The sequence below is a fragment of the Gordonia rhizosphera NBRC 16068 genome, assembly GCF_000298195.1.
GTDB classification, from domain to species: Bacteria; Actinomycetota; Actinomycetes; order Mycobacteriales; family Mycobacteriaceae; genus Gordonia; species Gordonia rhizosphera.
The window spans coordinates 1-18,271 of the sequence record NZ_BAHC01000123.1; the positions used below are offsets into that span (position 1 = coordinate 1).

20 protein-coding genes are annotated in these 18,271 nt (G+C 68.1%); 7 read left to right on the plus strand and 13 right to left on the minus strand.

Annotated features, from left to right (window positions below; all coding sequences use genetic code 11):
• Positions 1-194: 194 nt before the first annotated feature.
• The 3 genes from nrdI to GORHZ_RS14845 all read right to left on the minus strand — a co-directional run bounded on the left by nrdI (position 195) and on the right by GORHZ_RS14845 (position 2,132).
• On the minus strand, positions 195-665 hold the full coding sequence (nrdI, locus tag GORHZ_RS14835) for a class Ib ribonucleoside-diphosphate reductase assembly flavoprotein NrdI (protein WP_006334311.1): 471 nt from the start codon (positions 663-665) through the stop codon (positions 195-197).
• Positions 666-816: 151 nt separating this feature from the next.
• Complete coding sequence (locus tag GORHZ_RS14840) at positions 817-1,050, minus strand: redoxin NrdH (RefSeq protein WP_006334312.1); 234 nt, start codon at positions 1,048-1,050, stop codon at positions 817-819.
• A 509-nt stretch (positions 1,051-1,559) separates the two neighbouring features.
• Entirely contained in the window at positions 1,560-2,132 is a 573-nt protein-coding gene (locus GORHZ_RS14845) for an NAD(P)H-dependent oxidoreductase (protein ID WP_006334313.1), read from the minus strand.
• A gap of 93 nt (positions 2,133-2,225) precedes the next feature.
• Between GORHZ_RS14845 and GORHZ_RS14850 the strand changes: the two genes are divergently transcribed.
• On the plus strand, positions 2,226-2,855 hold the full coding sequence (locus GORHZ_RS14850) for a TetR/AcrR family transcriptional regulator (RefSeq protein WP_006334314.1): 630 nt from the start codon (positions 2,226-2,228) through the stop codon (positions 2,853-2,855).
• A gap of 97 nt (positions 2,856-2,952) precedes the next feature.
• Positions 2,953-4,113 (plus strand): FAD-dependent urate hydroxylase HpxO, encoded by a 1,161-nt coding sequence (gene hpxO / locus GORHZ_RS14855; RefSeq protein ID WP_006334315.1) that lies wholly within the window; start codon positions 2,953-2,955, stop codon positions 4,111-4,113.
• 8 nt (positions 4,114-4,121) lie between these two features.
• Here the strand turns inward: hpxO and manA are convergent, their stop codons facing one another.
• The 3 genes from manA to GORHZ_RS14870 form a co-directional block, all read right to left on the minus strand.
• Positions 4,122-5,372 carry a mannose-6-phosphate isomerase, class I gene (manA, locus tag GORHZ_RS14860; protein ID WP_006334316.1) on the minus strand — a complete coding sequence of 417 codons (1,251 nt, stop codon included), beginning with the start codon at positions 5,370-5,372 and terminating at the stop codon, positions 4,122-4,124.
• A complete protein-coding gene (locus tag GORHZ_RS14865; protein WP_006334317.1) occupies positions 5,372-6,505 on the minus strand; it encodes a hypothetical protein in 1,134 nt (377 codons plus the stop codon). The genes manA and GORHZ_RS14865 overlap by 1 nt, the downstream gene beginning before the upstream one ends.
• A 95-nt stretch (positions 6,506-6,600) precedes the next feature.
• On the minus strand, positions 6,601-7,095 hold the full coding sequence (locus GORHZ_RS14870; RefSeq protein WP_083877311.1) for a DUF3499 domain-containing protein: 495 nt from the start codon (positions 7,093-7,095) through the stop codon (positions 6,601-6,603).
• A gap of 101 nt (positions 7,096-7,196) precedes the next feature.
• Between GORHZ_RS14870 and GORHZ_RS14875 the strand changes: the two genes are divergently transcribed.
• Positions 7,197-7,802, plus strand: a complete 606-nt coding sequence (locus GORHZ_RS14875; RefSeq protein WP_006334319.1) for a metallopeptidase family protein — start codon at positions 7,197-7,199, stop codon at positions 7,800-7,802.
• Between the two features lie 226 nt (positions 7,803-8,028).
• On the opposite strand, the gene GORHZ_RS31250 is transcribed toward GORHZ_RS14875, so the two are convergent.
• A complete protein-coding gene (locus tag GORHZ_RS31250; RefSeq protein ID WP_169330672.1) occupies positions 8,029-8,286 on the minus strand; it encodes a WhiB family transcriptional regulator in 258 nt (85 codons plus the stop codon).
• Positions 8,287-9,137: 851 nt separating this feature from the next.
• Between GORHZ_RS31250 and cofD the strand changes: the two genes are divergently transcribed.
• Genes cofD through GORHZ_RS14895 form a run of 3 tightly spaced genes read left to right on the plus strand, consistent with a single transcriptional unit; the run spans position 9,138 to position 12,138 of the window.
• Positions 9,138-10,208 (plus strand): 2-phospho-L-lactate transferase, encoded by a 1,071-nt coding sequence (gene cofD, locus GORHZ_RS31675; RefSeq protein WP_040532134.1) that lies wholly within the window; start codon positions 9,138-9,140, stop codon positions 10,206-10,208.
• A complete protein-coding gene (locus GORHZ_RS14890) occupies positions 10,205-11,563 on the plus strand; it encodes a coenzyme F420-0:L-glutamate ligase (protein WP_006334322.1) in 1,359 nt (452 codons plus the stop codon). The genes cofD and GORHZ_RS14890 overlap by 4 nt, the downstream gene beginning before the upstream one ends.
• Entirely contained in the window at positions 11,560-12,138 is a 579-nt protein-coding gene (locus GORHZ_RS14895; protein WP_006334323.1) for an NUDIX hydrolase, read from the plus strand. Before GORHZ_RS14890 ends, GORHZ_RS14895 begins: the two co-directional genes overlap by 4 nt.
• A gap of 111 nt (positions 12,139-12,249) precedes the next feature.
• On the opposite strand, the gene glgC is transcribed toward GORHZ_RS14895, so the two are convergent.
• On the minus strand, positions 12,250-13,464 hold the full coding sequence (glgC, locus tag GORHZ_RS14900) for a glucose-1-phosphate adenylyltransferase (RefSeq protein WP_006334324.1): 1,215 nt from the start codon (positions 13,462-13,464) through the stop codon (positions 12,250-12,252).
• Positions 13,465-13,578: 114 nt separating this feature from the next.
• Here glgC and glgA point away from each other — a divergent pair, with 114 nt between their 5' ends.
• Positions 13,579-14,745 carry a glycogen synthase gene (gene glgA, locus GORHZ_RS14905; RefSeq protein WP_217998331.1) on the plus strand — a complete coding sequence of 389 codons (1,167 nt, stop codon included), beginning with the start codon at positions 13,579-13,581 and terminating at the stop codon, positions 14,743-14,745.
• 14 nt (positions 14,746-14,759) lie between these two features.
• Here the strand turns inward: glgA and GORHZ_RS14910 are convergent, their stop codons facing one another.
• The 5 genes from GORHZ_RS14910 to folP form a co-directional block, all read right to left on the minus strand.
• The gene (locus GORHZ_RS14910; protein ID WP_373279611.1) at positions 14,760-15,653 is read right to left on the minus strand and encodes a putative RNA methyltransferase; all 894 of its coding nucleotides are present in this window, start codon (positions 15,651-15,653) and stop codon (positions 14,760-14,762) included.
• On the minus strand, positions 15,650-15,817 hold the full coding sequence (locus GORHZ_RS14915) for a DUF3117 domain-containing protein (RefSeq protein ID WP_004019232.1): 168 nt from the start codon (positions 15,815-15,817) through the stop codon (positions 15,650-15,652). Before GORHZ_RS14915 ends, GORHZ_RS14910 begins: the two co-directional genes overlap by 4 nt.
• Positions 15,818-15,950: 133 nt before the next feature.
• Positions 15,951-16,298, minus strand: coding sequence for a DivIVA domain-containing protein (locus GORHZ_RS14920; RefSeq protein WP_006334327.1), 348 nt, complete (start codon positions 16,296-16,298; stop codon positions 15,951-15,953).
• Between the two features lie 50 nt (positions 16,299-16,348).
• Positions 16,349-17,392: a glucosyl-3-phosphoglycerate synthase gene (locus tag GORHZ_RS14925; protein ID WP_006334328.1), complete on the minus strand. Its 1,044-nt coding sequence runs from the start codon at positions 17,390-17,392 to the stop codon at positions 16,349-16,351.
• A complete protein-coding gene (gene folP, locus GORHZ_RS14930) occupies positions 17,389-18,252 on the minus strand; it encodes a dihydropteroate synthase (protein ID WP_006334329.1) in 864 nt (287 codons plus the stop codon). Before folP ends, GORHZ_RS14925 begins: the two co-directional genes overlap by 4 nt.
• Positions 18,253-18,271 lie beyond the last annotated feature (19 nt).

An 18,271-nucleotide genomic window follows, 5' to 3' on the forward strand; every position in this document is an offset into this window, starting at 1 on the left:
AGCATCGCGTTCAACGCGTGGTAGTCCAGCTCACCGGGTGCGTGACCACTCGGGCCGGCGTGGAGCCCCGATTGGCTGGCAGACGCGGTCTCGGAGACGGGGGTGGCGGTTGGCGACACGAAGACTCCTGGCACTAGATGTTCGTTATAAGAGAAAAGTACTGGGTGGGTCCGACAACTCCAGGGTCCGACAACTCAGGCGCGCGCGGCGCTGAGCACGGCCCGGGCCGGATCGGTGCACGATGGGCTCTGCGCGAATTCCGCGAGCCCGGCGCGGACGCGGTCGACGTCGTCGGCAGTGCCCATCAACTCGAACCGATAGAGGTAGGGCACCCTGCATTTGCGCGAGATGATGTCGCCGGCGTAGCAGAACTCCTCACCGAAGTTGGTGTTGCCCGCGGCGATCACACCCCGGATCAGGGCGCGGTTGTGCTCGTTGTTCAGGAACTTGATGACCTGCTTCGGCACGAAGCCGCCCCCGATCGGCGACGACGCCTTGCCGCCGCCGTAGGTCGGGCAGATCAGGACATAGGGTTCGTCGACGCGAAACCCACCGGCCCGATCGATCAGCGGTATCCGCACGCTGCGCATCCCCAGCTTCTCGACGAACCGGTGGGTGTTCTCCGACACCGACGAGAAGTAGACGATCAACGGTGTCGGACCCATCGCTCCTACACCTCCGTCGGCTTGCTGACTGTCTTGTCTGACCGCTGTCTTGTCTGAACGCCGACTTGTCGGTTTCAGGCCCCACATCCAGGCTACGACGCTCGATCCGGCTTCCCCTTCGGATCACCACGCCCAGCCGTGGACCGGAGCCTCAGGCCGCGTTGACGGCGATCGCCTTGATGCGGTCGGGACGGAAGCCCGACCAGTGCTCGTCACCCACCACCACCACGGGCGCCTGCAGGTAGCCCAGTGCCATCACGTAGTCACGGGCCTCGGCGTCCTCACTGATGTCGACGACCTCGTAGTCCAGCCCCTGCTTGTCGAGCGCCTTGTAGGTCGCGTTGCACTGGACGCAGGCGGGCTTGGTGTAGACGGTGATGGCCATCAAAGTTCTCCTTGCTCGATCTCGCTGACACTGCTGGATCTGGCTGACGCTGGGTGAATCTCACTGGATCGGCTTGCGGTCCTCCTGCTCCGGCTCCACCCGATTCAGGCGTCGCCGTCCGTCCCCGAAAGGTGCGGACCCCGTCTCCCGCGGTCACCCGCGACGGACACTTTCCCAACGTGAAGAAAGTGACCCAGATCACCGACTTCGTGGCGTCATCCGCGCAATCACACGCTGCTCGTCATCTGCCTCGCTGGTGTCCAAAACACTACACCTAGTGTCTGACATTTGGGTGCACCACAAGGGGTTGTGAATAACATTCATGAAACTTGCAGGTCGCAGCCCGTGCGCGATCGTGAATCCCGGCGTGTCCGGCGTGTCGTCCACACGTTGTCCCATCCCTGTCCACAACATGTCCCGAGACCGTCCACAGCCAGACAGAACAGCGCGCCGTCGCTGGGCTGTGGAAAGCCCCGCGACGGCGCGCGGAAAATGTCCGATGGACCGACTCAGGCGGCGACGACGCTCGTCTCATCGACGAGCAGGCCGACGGCGACGACGACCTGGGCGACCACGTCGGCGTCGCCGACCCCGTTCTCACCGAGGGCCGAGGTCTGAATGCCGACCTCCACATCCTCGACGACCCGGCCGCCGGCGATCCGGACCGACTTGCGGGTGTCCTCCCGCGACCAGGTGCCCGCATAGCGGCCGAGGGCCGCACCGATCACGCCGACCGGCTTGTTCGACAGCGCGCCGGAGCCGTAGGGCCGCGAGAGCCAGTCGATGGCGTTCTTGAGGACCGCAGGGATGGTGCCGTTGTACTCGGGCGTGACCAGCAGCACGGCATCCGCGGCGACCACGGCCTCGCGCAGCGCCTCGACACCGGCGGGCAGGGTTGCTCCCGGGGTGATCGACGGGTCGTCGTCCTCGCTGTAGAACGGCAACTCACCCAGACCCTCGACGATGCGGACCGCCGCACCCGAGGGCGCGTTGTCCACGGCGACCTGCGCCAGTGCCCGGTTGATCGAGTCCTTCCGCAGGCTTCCCACCAGCGCAACAATCTCCACGTTCTTCTCCGACACGTTCACTCCTCTAAGTTCTTGCCAAGTACTACCACCTCAACCGGACCATGGTCCGATTAATTTCCCGATGCGGTGAACAGTTACCCTCATCACGTGTCGACAGGTCCAAACGGCGATCTCATCCCCCTCCGCCTCTCCGGTGGTGGCGAGACCGAGCGTGCCGACGCGGCACGCAATCGGCGCCTGCTCCTCGCCGCCGCCAAGAACCTCATCGACACCCAGGGTGCCGCGGCGGTGACGATGGACGCGGTCGCCCGCGAGGCGGGCGTGGGCAAGGGCACCGTCTTCCGGCGCTTCGGCAGCCGCACGGGTCTGATGATCGCGCTGCTCGACCATTCCGAGGCCGAGATCCAGCGGGCCTACCTCTTCGGTCCCGAACCGCTCGGGCCGGGGGCTCCGCCGCTCGATCGCCTGCTGGCCTACGGACGCGCCCGGCTCAAGTTGACCGTGGACCATCTCGACGTCCTCATCGAGGCGGGTAGCACCGCGGCCGATTTCATGAATCATCCGGTGTGGGCAGCGTCCAACCGACACGTGCAGATCTTGTTGCGCCAGCTCGGTTTCGGCGACCGCATCGATGTCGTCTCGATCGCGGTGCAGGCGCCGCTCAGCGCCGACTCGGTCAAGTATTTCCGCGATGGCGTCGGCCTCGACCTCGAAACCATCACGGCCCAATGGGAACAGATGGTGAGCACCCTCGTGGCCGGCCTGGACGGCCGCTGAGGCCACACCTCCGTCCGCCTCGACGCGCACCATCGTGGGATCCGCCTTAGTCTGAGGTGCACGACGGGGTTCGACGAGTTCGAAGGGGTTGTAGCACATGAAGGCCGTAATCATCGGCGCAGGCATGGGTGGGCTGAGCGCCGCCATCGCACTCAAACAACTCGGTCACGACGTCGAGGTGTACGAACAGGTCACCGAGAACAAGCCGGTCGGAGCCGCCATCTCGGTGTGGTCCAACGGGGTCAAGTGCCTCAACCACCTCGGACTCGAGAGCGAGACCGCGGCCCTCGGTGGCATCGTCGACTCGATGTCCTACATCGACGGTTTCACCGGCGAGACGATGTGCCGCTTCAGCATGCAGCCGTTGATCGACGAGGTCGGACAGCGTCCGTATCCGGTCGCGCGGGCCGAACTGCAGCTGATGCTGATGGAGGCCTACGGCATCGACGACATCCACTTCGGAATGAAGATGGTCGCCGTCAGCGACGGAGAGGATGCGGCGACGGTCGAATTCGCGGACGGTTCAACGGTTTCCGCGGATGTGGTGATCTCCGCGGACGGCGCGAAGTCCTTGACGCGCGAGTATGTCCTCGGTCACTCGGTGGAGCGACGCTACGCCGGCTACGTCAACTTCAACGGTCTCGTGGAGGTCGACGAGGCGATCGGCCCCGCCACCGAGTGGACCACCTACGTCGGTGACGGCAAGCGGGTCTCGGCGATGCCGATCGCGGGCAACCGCTTCTATTTCTTCTTCGACGTCCCGCTGCCCGAGGGGCAGCCGTACGAACGCGGTACCGCTCGCGAGGTCCTCACCGAGCACTTCGCCGGCTGGGCACCGGGCGTTCAGGCCCTGATCGCCGCCCTCGATCCGGCGACCACGAATCGCGTGGAGATCCTCGACCTCGACCCGTTCCACACCTGGGTCAAGGGCCGGGTCGCGATCCTCGGGGATGCCGCCCACAACACCACCCCCGACATCGGCCAGGGTGGCTGTTCGGCGATGGAAGACGCGGTGGCTCTGCAGTTCGCATTCCGGGACAACCCCGACGACGTGTACGCCGCGCTGAAGGCCTACGAGGCTGCCCGCACGGAGCGGGCCGGGGATCTCGTGCTGCGGGCCCGCAAGCGCTGCGATGTGACCCACGCGAAGGACCCGGCTGCGACCGACGCCTGGTACGAGGAATTGCGCTCCGAGGACGGCAGCCGGATCATCGGTGGCATCGTCTCCAACATCGTCGGCGGACCGTTGACCTCCTGAGCCCGACCTCAGCCCCCGGCGCCGAACGGGACGAGGGCCCGGACGAAGACTGCTCGCGACGACCCCGCGTGCACCACGACGTCCGGCTCGTCGTCGCCGATCCAGATGGCTTGTCCGGCCGGGATGGTGACGGCCCTGCCACCGGCCGGACGAACCTCGATGGCGCCACCGAGCACCGCGAGGATCTGGGGGCCGGGCATGTCGAAGCAGATCGAGGAGGGGTCGCGCAGCCCGGTCCCGTCGAGTTCCACCCGCGACAGCCGGAACTCCGGCGCAGGCGTCAGATAGATGCGCTCGGCCCCGACGGTGCGGATCGCGGGGGTCAGTTCGGCGACATCGACCGGCGTGAAGTCGAGCACGCGCAACAGCTCCGGGACGTCGATGTGCTTGGGCGTCAGGCCGCCGCGCAGCACGTTGTCGGAGTTCGCCATGATCTCCACGCCGGTTCCGTGCAGGTAGGCATGGAGATTTCCGGCCGACAGAAACAGGGCCTCTCCCGGTTGCAGGCAAATCCGGTTGAGCAGCAACGACGCCAGGACCCCGGGATCACGCGGGTAGATCTCACCCAGTTCCAGGACGGTCTGCAGGACCGGGACAAACCGCGGGTCACCCGAGCTCAGCAGATTCACCGCGCCGGTGAGCACCGCCGGCACCAATGCACTGATACTCGCATCGGGTAGCGTCAGCCACGTCGTGAACAGGGCTCGCAAACCCTCCGAATCCGGCTGTCCGGCAAGCATTCCCAAGTACGGATCGAGTTCGGAGACCTGAAGCTCCCGCATCAGCTCGACGGTGACCACCGGATCCCGGAAACCCGCGAGCGCGTCGAACTCGGTGAGCGCGACGATGAGTTCGGGTTTGTGCCACGGATCCCGGTAGTTGCGGTCGGCGGCATCGAGCGGCAGCCCCAGGGCGTTCTCCCGCTCGAATCCCTCCCGGGCCTGCTCGGCACTCGGGTGCGCCTGCAACGACAGCGGCTCCTCCGCGGCGAGCACCTTCAGCAGAAACGGCAGTCGACCACCGAACGCGTCCGTGATGCGCGAGCCCAGCATCGCGGCCCGGTCGGCGTCGATCGCGGTCAGCAGATCGGTGTCGGGCGCGCCGTCGGGGTGCAGGCAGAGCGCCGGAGCCGCCTGGTGGGCACCGAACCACAGCTCGGCCTCCGGGTGCGGCGACGGGACGGGTCTTCCCCGCAAGGATGCGATCGCGGTGCGCGATCCCCACGCGTAGGGACGCACCACTCCCTCGAGAACTCTCATCACGCCCGGGTTCCGATCAGCCGCAGGTACACCGCGGCCATCTCGATGCGCAGGAGCAGCTGCAGCAGGCGGGTAAGATCGCCCGGCGAGTCGCCGCCGAGATCCTCCCGCGCCGGCGTCACCGACGGCCCGGAACCTGCCGCGTCGGATCCGGTGGCGTCGCCGTCGCCGGTCAGCACGTCGAGGTCCCCGATTCCTTCCAGGCGCCGACGCACGTACCACTCGCGTCCCGCGGTGGTGGCGACGACGACCCGCGGCGGTCCGGCGGGCGCCGGACCGTCGATCTGCGGGTCGTAGAAGATCGAATCGGTCGGCGTCGATCCGGTCCGCTCGGACCAGTCACGCACCATCCGCACCACATCACCGATCTCGGCGACCGCACTGATCACTCCGGCGAGCGCGACCAACGTATGGGCCGCCTGCCCGGCGACCACGGACGTTCCCGCGGTGTCACCCACCCACACCAGCTGCAGACCGTCGAGCCGCGCCGCGAGGAGTTTCGCCCGATTGTGGAAACTCTCACCGGCCGGACGATTCGCCGCGGCCTCCTCGTCGAGGGCGTCGGCGAGTTCGGCCATATCGGGCACCTGACCGGTGAAGCGGACCGCGGCCAGGGAGGTGAACACGGCCAGCAGGGCGGCGACGAAACCCACGAAGCGGAACCTGGGATCCACCGGCACCCTCGGGGACAGATCCATGCCGTTGCCGGCCAGGGCGTCGCGGAGAGGACCCTCGATCGGCGCGGCGACGACGACCTCCGCCCGACGGCGCACCGCCCGCGCCGCCGCGTCGGCCAGCACCATGTCGCCGGCGTCGTCCCCGGCCAGCACCACCACGTCGAGGGGCCCGATCCAGCCGGGCAGGGCCGGGGCATAGACGATCGGGACGTCGATGCGGGTGCTGATGACGGCGATCACCAACTGGGCGGCGGGTGACGCGGCTCCCGCCGCGCCGCACACGATCACCACGCTGCGCGGACGCAGGTGACCGAGAGGTTCGAGCACCCCCTCGCGCTGCGCTTCGCCGACCGATCGGACCTGCGCGCCGGCGAGCGCGACGGCCGGTAGCAAACCGTCGACGTCCGCCGCGATCAGTTCCTCGACGTCGTCGAGGTCGGGGGAACCGGTACGCATGACATCTACCCTAGCGACGCAATCGAACCCGTGCGCACACGCCACCGGACCCGACGCGGGTCGCGCGCGAAATCCCAGTGCGCGGCCTCGACGCGTCAGTCAATCGGGTCCGGAAGCACCCGCAGATGCCCCCGGCGCCCCGACCGCGGACGCGCGGCGGAGGCTCCCGGCGCGGGCCGTCGTGGGGTGTCGTCGACCGACGGCACCGGCGTTTCGGGTATGCGGGGACCGGTACGGGCGGCACGGTGGCGTCCGATCGAGGGTTCGTCGACTCCGTCGAACCGATCCGGAAACCGATCGGCCCGACCGACCCGATCCGCGCCACCGACCTCACGCACGGCCTCGGCCAGCGCGGTCAGTTCGTAGTCCTCGGCGATCGGCGCGGAGAAGCCGCGCTCGCTACGCAACATCTCCCATCCGCGCGGCACCGTGATCCGACGGGCGTGCTCGTCACACAGATCCCACGAGTGCGGCTCGGGACTACTGGCCAGGGGGCCGATCACCGCCGTCGACTCGGCATAGACGAAGGTCAGAGTAGCCACCGCCGCGCGAGCACAGCCAGGTCTGCAGCACTGTCGGGGAAGCTTCACGCACAAGAGGTTATCCCGGCGCCGGGCGCAGACCGGCGGCGACACGCTCGAAAACCCGGCCGGGGCGAGACAGACTCCCGCCGAATCCCTACACTCGCGTCATGCGATTCGATCCGCCCCGACCGTCTCGCGGTCGCGCCGACGAACCGCGCGGTCGCGCCTCCGACGCGCGCGGCAGGGCGTCCGATCCCCGGGCATCCGACGCGCGGGGACGGCCGGGCGAGATCCGTTCCACCCCGCCGCGCCCCACGGCCCGACGCACGCGTGGCCGCGACCGCCGCGGCCACGGGCTGCGCTCACCACTGCTTCCTCAGTTCGTGCCGGCATTCACCACCAGGGCCGACGCCTTCGACGGGGTCGCCCTCGAGGCCTTCGCGGAGATCGACACACGCTGGCACGATCAGCTGGCCGGACTCGACATCGCCGTCGACGAGATCCCGCGGATGCTGCCCCGCGATCCCGAGTCGATCCAGTGGCCCGAGGAGGTCACCGCCGACGGTGCGGTGCCGCTGGCCCGGCTCATCCCGGCCGGGATCGATGTGCACGGCCAGCCGACGCGGGCGCAGATCATTCTGTTCCGTCGCCCGCTGGAGATCCGGGCCAAGCGCGGCACCGACCTCCTCGAACTGGTGCACGAGGTGCTGGTGCAGCAGGTCGCGACCCATCTCGGTGTCGACGAGGACACGATCGACCGCGGCCCGGACTGAACCCGCCGCACGATCACGCCACCCATACCATCACTCTGCACCGTCGATCGTGCGCACCCTAACGTCGAGCGTGCGCACTCTGGCGTTCGTTGTGCTTGTCTGCTGTTGCTGTCCGCACGTTCGACGCGATTACGTGCACGCTCGATGCTGTGGTGTGCACGCTCGACGGGGTGGCCGCGCGAGTCGCCGCCGCTGGGCCCGAATGCGCCGGCCCGAACGCTGTCGGTCAGATGATGCCGCGCTTGAGGCGGCGGCGCTCACGCTCCGAGAGTCCGCCCCAGATGCCGAAGCGCTCGTCGTTGTGCAGCGCGAACTCGAGGCATTCCGCCTTGACCTCACAGCCCTGGCAAATGCGCTTCGCCTCGCGGGTGGAGCCGCCCTTCTCCGGGAAGAACGCCTCCGGGTCGGTCTGCGCACAGAGCGCCCGCTCCTGCCACTGCTCTTCGACAGTGTCGAAGAGATCGTCAAAGTCGTTGGGCACCAACGAGAGATGGCGCCGCGGCGGCCACTCGGACACGCCCTCGGCGTCGGCGACCCGGCCGAGCGTCGACCACGTGGATGAATCACCTACTACCCCAAGGTGATTGGCACCCACACCGATGTCGGCGCGGTCCTCGTCCTGAACCAACGGTTCAACCGAGTTGCGAGGGTCGGAATAGTTGCGTGGTTCAAGGGGATTGCCGATCGGGTTCTCAAAAGCCATCTCGGCGCCTCCTAGCTCGAAAGTCTGTCAGTTCCAGTCATCAGATCCGCGGCCGCCCGGCCGCCCCACCACATCTGCCCACACCATCGATCTTCACCGCGTGCCTGGGGGCCAAACCCGTTCGAGCTCTTCGAACAAATGATCGAAATCGTTGCGTTCCACCGATTCTCGATCTCGAACCCAAAATGACACTGATGTGATTACACACGGGCAGGGTGGTCGCGGTCAAGTTAAAGCGAAAGATTCCTTAATACCATCCGGGAGCGGGAATGCGCCGCGACGACACGAATGGCGTGTCCGACCCTCGACAACCTCACAGGTCCGCGATTCCCTCCCCCGAAATCGCCACCCATGGTAGCGAATCGGACCGGCTGCACCCCGCCCGCTCCACGGCACCGCCCTGACCACGCACGATGGCCGCAACGACGGCGGTCGACACGGTCGGGGTCGGCATCACCAGTGGTGTGTCTCGGAAACAGGTGGCCGGTATCCGGTGGAGCGATCGGCGATCTGGCAAGGCGGAGGAGGGAGCGATAGCGGCGCGATCGTGACCGACGACAACGCCGCCAGGCGTCGATCGAACGCCGGAGACCAGTCACCTGCTTCCGAGACGCACCACTAGAGTGAACGAGGTGAAAGTGACGGTCCTCGTCGGCGGCGTCGGTGGCGCCCGATTCCTGTCCGGTGTCCGGGAACTACTCGGCGTGACCCCTTTCCCGGAACCGGTGGTACCGGCCGCCGGGGAGTCGGCGGCCGGGGACGGAAATCATCCGCGCGGACGACACGAGATCACCGCGATCGTCAACGTCGGCGATGACGCCTGGATGCACGGCGTGCGGATCTGCCCGGACCTAGACACGTGCATGTACACGCTCGGCGGAGGTATCGACCGTGAGCGCGGCTGGGGCCGGGCGGGCGAAACATGGCACGCGAAAGAGGAACTCGCCGCCTACGGCGCCGATCCGGACTGGTTCGGGCTCGGCGACCGAGATCTCGCCACCCACCTCATCCGCACGCAGATGCTCGACGCCGGGTACCGACTCTCCGACGTCACGGCGGCACTGTGCCGGCGATGGCAGCCCGGCGTACGGCTGCTGCCGGCGACCGATGACCGCCACGAGACCCATGTGGTGGTCGCCAAACCCGACGGCGAGGCGGGCGAGCAGATCGCCATCCACTTTCAGGAATGGTGGGTGCGCCATCGCGCCCGCATACCCACCTTCGGTTTCGCCCAGGTGGGTTCCGACGACACGAAGGCCGCCCCCGGCGTCGCGGAGGCCATCGCAGAGGCCGACATCGTCCTCCTCGCGCCCAGCAACCCGGTCGTCAGCATCGGGGCGATCGTCAGCGTCCCGGGTATCCGTAGCGCCCTGAGGACGACCTCGGCGCCGGTGGTGGGCATCTCACCGGTGATCGACAACCGTCCGTTGCGCGGTATGGCCGACGAATGCCTGTCGGTCATCGGCGTGGAGACCTCGGCGGAAGCCATCGCACGCCACTACGGAGCCCGCGGCGGCAACGGCATCCTGGACGGATGGCTGATCGCCGACGGCGACCACGCGGACGTCGACCAGATCGCCATCGGCGCCGCCCCGCTGCTGATGACCAGCCCCGCGGCCACCGCACAGATGGTCCGCGACGCGTGCGCTCTGGTCGGCGTGACCGCCCCAGAGCAGAACCTCGGCGCCGGGAGCCCATCGTGACGCCCGACACCGGTTTTGCCGATCATCGCGCGCCCGGGACCCTCGAGATCCGGCCGGTCACCGGCCTCGGAGAGTTCGGTCCCAAGAGCGACATCGCGGCCGAACTGCTCGGGGCCGCCCCGTGGCTCGCCGACGGTGACGTGGTCGTGGCGACGTCGAAGATCTTCTCCAAGGTCGAGGGTCGCATGATCTCCGCCCCGAGCGACCCCGACGAACGAGATGCGTTGCGCCGCAAGCTGATCGATGAAGAGTCGGTACGCGTGCTGGCGCGCAAGAACCGCACGCTGATCACCGAGAACCGACTCGGCCTGGTCCAGGCTGCGGCCGGTGTGGACGGATCGAATGTCGCATCCGATCAGCTGGCCCTGCTTCCTGTGGACCCCGACGGCAGCGCGTCCCGATTGCGTGGACGCATCCGTGAACTCGCCGGACTCGATGTCGCGGTGATCGTCACCGACACGATGGGCCGCGCCTGGCGAACCGGGCAGACCGACGTCGCCATCGGCGCCGCGGGCATCGCGGTCAGCCACCCCTACGAGGGTTCGGTGGACGCGTACGGGAATCCGCTGGTCGTCACCGACATTGCCGTCGCCGACGAGATCGCCGCCGCGGCGGATCTGGTCAAGGGCAAGCTCTCCGGGGTGCCGATCGCGGTGGTCCGAGGCCTGTCCCCGGTCGACGATGGCTCCGGCGCCGCCGCGCTCGTCCGCCCGGCCGACGAGGACCTCTTCCGGCTCGGCGTCGCCGAGGCCGTCGCACAGGGCCGGCAGGAGGCACTGCTGACCCGCCGCTCGGTCCGCACGTTCACACCGGGTCCGGTCGAGCCGGAGGTGATGGCGGCGGCCTTTGCCGACGCCCTGACCGCACCGGCCCCCCACCACACCCATCCGGTCCGATTCGTCTGGGTGCGTTCCGCACAGCGCCGGATCCGATTGCTGGATGCGATGGCCGATGCCTGGCGCGCCGATCTGGAGCGGGACCGCAAGTCCGCGGAGTCGGTCACCAAACGTCTGCGGCGCGGCCAGATCCTCTATGACGCACCCGAACTGGTGATCCCGTTCCTGGTACCCGACGGTGCGCACGACTACCCGGACGCGCGTCGCACCGCGGCCGAGCACACCATGTTCACCGTCGCCGCCGGGGGTGCGGTGTCGGCACTGCTCGTCGCATTGTCGGTGCGCGGCATCGGGAGCTGCTGGGTGGGTTCGACGATCTTCGCGCCGGAGGTGGTGCGCGACGTGCTCGAGCTCGACGAGCGCTGGGAACCGTTGGGCGCGGTGGCGATCGGCCGGCCGCTGCACGACTCCGGGCTGCGATCGCCGGCGGACACCGACGGATTGGTGGTGCAGCGATGAGCGCGAGTACGCTGAGGGCGTCCGCTGGCGACGCACTGCGCGGGTGGTCGGCGCCCGACGCGGAGCAGGATTCGCTGCGCCACACCTACCTGGCCTACCTCGACGCGGTCCCCGCCGCGTGTCTGCGCGCCTGCGAACCGGGGCATCTCACGGCGTCGGTGATCGTCTTCGACGCCACCTTGAGCCATGTGCTGTTGACCCTGCACCCGCGGGTGGGCAAGTGGATTCAGCTCGGCGGACACTGCGAGGAGACCGACGCGACGCTCGCCGACGCCGCCGCCCGGGAGGCCGGCGAGGAGTCGGGGATTCCCGGTCTGCGGCTGACCTCGGGGCCGGTGCACCTGCACACCCACCCGATCACGTGCTCGCTCGGTGTACCCACCCGCCACCTCGATGTGCGCTACGCCGCGGTCGCGCCGCCGACTCCCGACGGTTCCCCTCCGGAGATTCTGCGCAGCGACGAATCGATCGACCTCGCCTGGTGGCCCGTGGACGCGCTACCGGCCAACGCCGACGCCGACACACCGCAGCTCATCGCCTCGGGTCTGGCCACCTGCCGCGGCGAACTCGGCTGACGCCCCGGCTCGGCTTACGCCCTGGTTCGTCCCCCGAAGCACGGTCTTCCGGTATCTGCAGGTAGCGGACGACCCGAGAACCGGGGGAAGAACCGCAGTAGCCAGCCGCGGCTAGACGCGGATGCCCTTGCCGACGGTGACGACGCCGCCGGCGCTCATCGAGAACCGGTCGCGGTCGGTCTCGACGTCGACACCGAGCTGCATTCCCTCGCCGACGGTCACGTTCTTGTCCAGGATCGCGCGGCGCACCACCGCACCCTTGCCGACCCGCACGCCGGGCATCAGCACACTGCCCTCGACGACGGCGCCGTCCTCGATGACCACGTTCGCCGACAACACCGAGTCGCTGACCGTGGCGGCCGAGATGATGCAGCCGGCACCCACGACGGAGTCCTGGGCGACACCGCCCTGCACGAACTTCGCCGGCGGCAGGTTCACCGTCTCGCCGCGGATCGGCCAGCGCCGGTTGTAGAGGTTGAAGATCGGGTGCACCGACACCAGGTCCATATGGGCGTCGTAGAACGCATCCAGGGTTCCGACGTCGCGCCAGTAGCCCTTGTCGCGTTCGGTCTCGCCGGGCACCTCGTTGTCTTTGAAATCGTAGACATATGCGGCGTTGCGGCGCACGAACGCGGGGATGATGTCGCCACCCATGTCGTGGTCGGAGTCGGGGTCGGCGGCGTCGGCCCGGATGGCGTCGACGAGCGCCTCGGTGGTGAACACGTAGTTTCCCATCGAGGCGAACGTGACCTCGGGATCATCGGGCGTGCCGGGCGGATTGCTCGGCTTCTCCAGGAATCGGGTGATGAGGCCCGACGAGTCGGAGTCGATGCAACCGAACGCGAAGGCCTCCGACCGCGGGACGCGGATACCGGCCACCGTGACGTCGGCGCCCGATGCGATGTGCGCCTCGACCATCTGCGACGGGTCCATCCGGTACACGTGATCGGCGCCGAAGACGACGATGTACTCGGGTTGCTCGTCGGTGATGAGGTTCATCGACTGGAAGATGGCATCGGCACTGCCGGTGTACCAGCGCGGGCCGAGCCGCTGCTGGGCGGGTACCGGGGTGATGTATTCGCCGTGGAAGCCCGAGGAGAACCAGGTCTGCGAGATATGCCGGTCCAGCGAGTGCGACTTGTATTGGGTCAGCACGCAGATGCGTTCGTATCCGGCGTTGACCAGATTGGACAGCACGAAATCGATCAACCGGTAGGAGCCCCCGAACGGGACCGCGGGTTTGGCGCGGTCCATCGTCAAGGGGTAAAGGCGTTTCCCCTCGCCGCCGGCGAGGACGATTCCGAGCACGTGCGGCTGTGATCTCACAGCACCAACTTATCCGGCATCGCAGGCTCGGGCCAGACGAATGGCCATGGTCGGTGGACTGAATTTGGTCACAGTGATTGGCGAACTCGGGGTAGGGGCACTAGCGTCATGCGCATGAGGGTGGCGATGATGACCCGGGAGTATCCACCCGAGGTGTACGGCGGTGCCGGCGTACACGTCACCGAGTTGGTGCGGCACCTGCGCGACCTCGCCACGGTCGACGTCCACTGCATGGGCGCCGAACGCGAGACCGCCCATGTCTACCAGCCCGATCCGGGGCTCGCCGGGGCCAACGCGGCCCTCACGATGCTGTCCACGGATCTGCGGATGGTCCTCGGCGCGGCCGAGGCGGACCTGGTGCATTCCCACACCTGGTACACCGGGCTCGCCGGGCATCTCGCCGGTCAATTGCACGGCGTCCCGCACGTTCTCACCGCGCATTCGCTCGAGCCCATGCGCCCGTGGAAGGCCGAGCAACTCGGCGGTGGCTACCGCGTGTCGAGCTGGGTCGAGCGCAACGCCGTCGAATACGCCGACGCCGTCATCGCCGTGAGCTCCGGTATGCGCACCGATGTCTGCGACACCTACCCGCGGCTCGACCCGGATCGGGTTCATGTGGTGCGCAACGGTATCGACACCACCAGGTGGTATCCCGTCGACGATCCGTACGGCGCCGAGTCGTCGCTGGTCACACTCGGTGTCGACCCAGACCGCCCGATCGTCGCGTTCGTCGGCCGGATCACCCGCCAGAAGGGCGTCGCCCACCTGATCGCAGCCGCTCACCGCTTCGATCCCGAGATCCAGCTGGTGCTGTGCGCCGGTGCCCCCGACACCCCGGAGATCGGGGCAGAGATCGAGAACGCGGTCACCGAACTGTCCGAGACACGCGACGGCGTGTACTGGGTGCGAGAAATGCTGCCCCACCCGCGGATTCGCGAGATCCTCACCGCAGCAACCGTTTTCATCTGCCCGTCGGTGTACGAACCGCTGGGGATCGTCAATCTCGAGGCGATGGCCTGCTCGACGGCGGTCGTCGCCTCGGAGGTCGGTGGGATCCCAGAGGTGGTTCGCGACAACGTCACCGGACGTCTCGTCGCCTATGACCCGGTGGACCCGACGTCATTCGAGGAGGGTCTCGCCGACGCGGTCAACGCCGTCGTCGGCGACCCCGCTGTGGCCACGGCGATGGGGATCGCGGGACGCGAACGCGCCGAGCAGGAGTTCTCCTGGGCCACGATCGCGGAGCAGACCATGCAGGTGTACCGCTCCACCCTGCGCTGAGCACACCGCGCCGATCAGGACCGGCGCGGTGTCGCCGTGGTGACGCTGATCGACAACGAGACCGCGATGTCCTCGGTCCCCCCGCCGGTCAGGGCGTCGGCGTCGGCGGCGATCTCGTCGGCGGAGCGGTGAAAGGCCGACGGGCCCATCGCGACCAGGTCGGTGATAGCATCCCTGCCCAGCATGTGCTGTTCCCGCAGCACCTGCTCACCGACGGTCTCGAAGTCCTCCGCGAGCGTCGCGGCGAGGCGTTCGTCCTTGTCGGCGCCCACGGCGAGCATCCCCATCGGTTCGATGATCTCGGTGAGATGGTCGGGATTGGGCGTCACCACCACCAGTACACCGGCGGGATCGAGGACCCGCGCGAACTCGGTGACGTTGCGCGGCGAGAAGATCGACAGGATGGCACCGACCGATCCGGAGGCGATCGGGAGTGGTCGCCACAGGTCGGCGACCACCGCGGCGGCGCGCGGATGGGATCGGGCGATCGCGCGGGCGCAGTACTTGGACAGATCGACCCCGATGCCGCGCGCGGAATCGACCCGATCGAGGGTGGCGGCGAGGTAGTGGCCGGTTCCGGCGCCCGCGTCGAACACGACGCCCGGAGCCGCCGGGGTCAGGGCATGCTCGACGATGCCGGCGACGATGCCTGCCACGGAGTCGAACAGCCCCGAGGCATGGACCCGACGGCGCGCCGTCACCATCGCCGCGGTGTCGGAGCGGTGAGGTGTCGACCGACCGTCGAACAGCGACACATAGCCCTGTCGCGCGATGTCGAACCGGTGTGACCGGTCACAACACAGTGACCTGTCGTCGGCCGAGACCGTCAGAGGACCGGTGCAGACCGGGCACCGCAGAGTTGACGCGATCGCGCGGAGGGGCTCCGCGGCAAGGGATTCTCGGCTCAGCCGGTGACCCCGCGCAGCTCCTCGCCGAGGGCGGCCGCCTCGTCGGCGGTCAGTTCCACGACCAGACGTCCGCCACCTTCGATCGGAATCCGGACAACGATCCCACGTCCTTCCTTGGCCGCTTCGAGGGGGCCGTCCCCAGTACGTGGCTTCATCGCCGCCATTCTCGAACTCCTTCCAGAGCATTCGCCACAAGGTTGTGGAACGCGCCCCGGCATCGGTCCGAAATGCCACGGGCGCCTCGTCAATGATACGTCGTGGCCCCGTTGTACCTGCCGATCACGTGGCGTTGCCGTGTCACGGACCGGTCGCCGTCTGCTCCGGTGCGTCCGCTGCGACCGGCTGTGGATCGGCCACGTCGCGGTCGCGGAGGTCGTTCACGACGCCCCGGAGTTCGTCGAGTTCGCGGGCCAACTTCTCCAGCGCCCAGTCGACCTCGGACGGTGAATAGCCGCGCAGGGTCTGGGTGAAGGTCAGCGCCCGCACGTTGTCACCGGTGATCCCGGCACGTGGCAGCCGGGTGAGGGTGGTCCCCCGCTGCAGCGGCGGCAGGTCCTCACCCCGCCCGAAGACGAACCACACCGCGGCGAAGACCACCGCCACGACAACGGCCATGATCAGCAGGTACAGCAGCAACGTCTGCATGAGTCCATGGTGGCAGACCGCGTCGCGACGGCCTCACGGGCGCCGACGGATCAGGAAGCCATCTCCTCGTCGGCGGTCTCCACAGACCGGATGGAGTTCATCGGCGGCCTGTCCTCGAGGTAGACCTCAGTGGTGTGCGGCGTGAACGAGCCATCGGGCTCCGCGGTGAACTGGGTCAGGCCGATCCCCGAGTCATCGATACCGCAGCGGCGCATGAGGGTTCCGACGATCTGCCGGCTCATCACGCCAAGCTCGATGAGCGGGCGGTTGCGGTGCGTACGCACGCCGAGGTTGACCTGCCCGATGCCTTCGAGCCCGTAGTTGTCGAAGGTGTCGATCAGCAGGCCGATCTCGACGCCGTAGCCCGGCGCGAACGGTACCGACGAGAGCAGTTCCCGGGTGCCGGCGTATTCGCCGCCGAGGGGTTGGAGCACCCCGGTCAGATCGGGACGCTGCGAGGCCAGCAGCGGCCGCGCGACGAGTTCGGTGACGCGGCCGCCACCGTTGGCGTCGTGTTGACCACCGGTGCGCAGCGGCCGGCGGTAGTAGCCCTTGACGAGTTGGATCCTCGGGTCGATCAGCAGCGGTCCGAGCATCTTGGGCACGAACATCGGATCGGGATCGATGAGGTCGGAGTCGACGAAGGCGATGATGTCACCGGTGGCGACGGCGATCGAGCGCCACAGCACCTCGCCCTTGCCCTTGACCGGTTCGAGCTCGGGCACGGCCTGCTCCCGGCTGATGACGGTGGCACCCGCGGCACGGGCCCGCTCGGCGGTGGCGTCGGTGGACCCGGAGTCCAGGACGATCAGCTCGTCGACCAGCGTGCCGTACAGGGGCCGGATCGACGCGATGACGTCGGCGACGGTCTCTTCCTCGTTGAGGGCCGGAAGGACCACGGAGACGGTCCGGCCGTCCTTGGCCGCGACGAGTTCGTCGATCGTCCAGTCGGGCTGTTCCCAGGTGTTCGTGGCGGCCCAGCGCTGCTTGGCCCCCATGGTGTCGGCCGGGGTCGGCCAGATGTTGGTTCTGTCCCGATTGTTGGCGACGGTCGCCTTGCGACGCGACTGGGTTCGGCGTGCCGTTTCGGTCATGCGAGTCCCCTGACTGTTCGGGCGGGAGGTCGTGTCCCCGCGATGGCAGCGACCATGTCGACCACGCGACGAGTGGCGGCGACTTCGTGCACGCGAAAGATCCGTGCGCCGGCGGCAGCGCTCAGAGCAGTCGCGGCCAGGGTCCCCTCCAGCCGTTCGTCGAGATCCACACCCAGAGTCTCCCCTACAAAGTCCTTGTTGCTCAGTGCCATAAGCACTGGCCAGCCGGTATTAACAAGAACGTTTACGTGACGTAACAAGGCAAGCCCGTGGTGGGTGTTCTTGCCAAAATCATGTGTCGGATCGATCACGATCGCGTCTCGCGACACCCCGGCATCGAGGGCCCGGGAAGCGCCCGCGGTCACATCGGCGACGACATCGGCCACCACATCGTCGTAGGTGACGCGGTGCGGCCGGGTGCGGACCGTGGCCCCGCCGGTGTGTGAACAGACGATTCCGGCCCTGCTGGCGGCGGCCACCTTGACCAGATCGGGGTCGGCGCCGGCCCAGGTGTCGTTGATCAGATCGGCGCCGGCGGCGCACGCGCGCTCGGCGACCTCGGCCCGCCAGGTGTCGACGCTGATGAGGACGTCGGGGTATCGGTCGCGAATCCACCCGATCATCGGGACCACCCGGTCGGTCTCCGTGGCCGCGTCGACCTCGTCACCGGGTCCGGCCTTGACGCCACCGATGTCGATGATGTCGGCGCCCTCGTCCACCACCTGGCGGACCCGCTCCTGCGCGGCCGGGTCGGCGAAGCTGGCACCTTTGTCGTAGAACGAGTCCGGTGTCCGGTTGACGATCGCCATGACCAGAGCGCGATCGGTCGCCACGGGTCTGCCGCACAGGGTCGGGAGCATGGCCCCCAGGGTAACGAGA

Excerpts from the sequence above, each read along its gene's own strand:
- nrdI (WP_006334311.1), bottom strand. The coding sequence starts at position 665 with ATGGGTCCGACACCGTTGATCGTCTACTTCTCGTCGGTGTCGGAGAAC.
- GORHZ_RS14840 (WP_006334312.1), bottom strand. The coding sequence starts at position 1,050 with ATGGCCATCACCGTCTACACCAAGCCCGCCTGCGTCCAGTGCAACGCG.
- hpxO (WP_006334315.1), top strand. The coding sequence starts at position 2,953 with ATGAAGGCCGTAATCATCGGCGCAGGCATGGGTGGGCTGAGCGCCGCC.
- manA (WP_006334316.1), bottom strand. The coding sequence starts at position 5,372 with ATGAGAGTTCTCGAGGGAGTGGTGCGTCCCTACGCGTGGGGATCGCGC.
- GORHZ_RS14865 (WP_006334317.1), bottom strand. The coding sequence starts at position 6,505 with ATGCGTACCGGTTCCCCCGACCTCGACGACGTCGAGGAACTGATCGCG.
- GORHZ_RS14875 (WP_006334319.1), top strand. The coding sequence starts at position 7,197 with ATGCGATTCGATCCGCCCCGACCGTCTCGCGGTCGCGCCGACGAACCG.
- GORHZ_RS14895 (WP_006334323.1), top strand. The coding sequence starts at position 11,560 with ATGAGCGCGAGTACGCTGAGGGCGTCCGCTGGCGACGCACTGCGCGGG.
- glgA (WP_217998331.1), top strand. The coding sequence starts at position 13,579 with ATGAGGGTGGCGATGATGACCCGGGAGTATCCACCCGAGGTGTACGGC.
- GORHZ_RS14915 (WP_004019232.1), bottom strand. The coding sequence starts at position 15,817 with ATGGCGGCGATGAAGCCACGTACTGGGGACGGCCCCCTCGAAGCGGCC.
- GORHZ_RS14920 (WP_006334327.1), bottom strand. The coding sequence starts at position 16,298 with ATGCAGACGTTGCTGCTGTACCTGCTGATCATGGCCGTTGTCGTGGCG.
- GORHZ_RS14925 (WP_006334328.1), bottom strand. The coding sequence starts at position 17,392 with ATGACCGAAACGGCACGCCGAACCCAGTCGCGTCGCAAGGCGACCGTC.
- folP (WP_006334329.1), bottom strand. The coding sequence starts at position 18,252 with ATGCTCCCGACCCTGTGCGGCAGACCCGTGGCGACCGATCGCGCTCTG.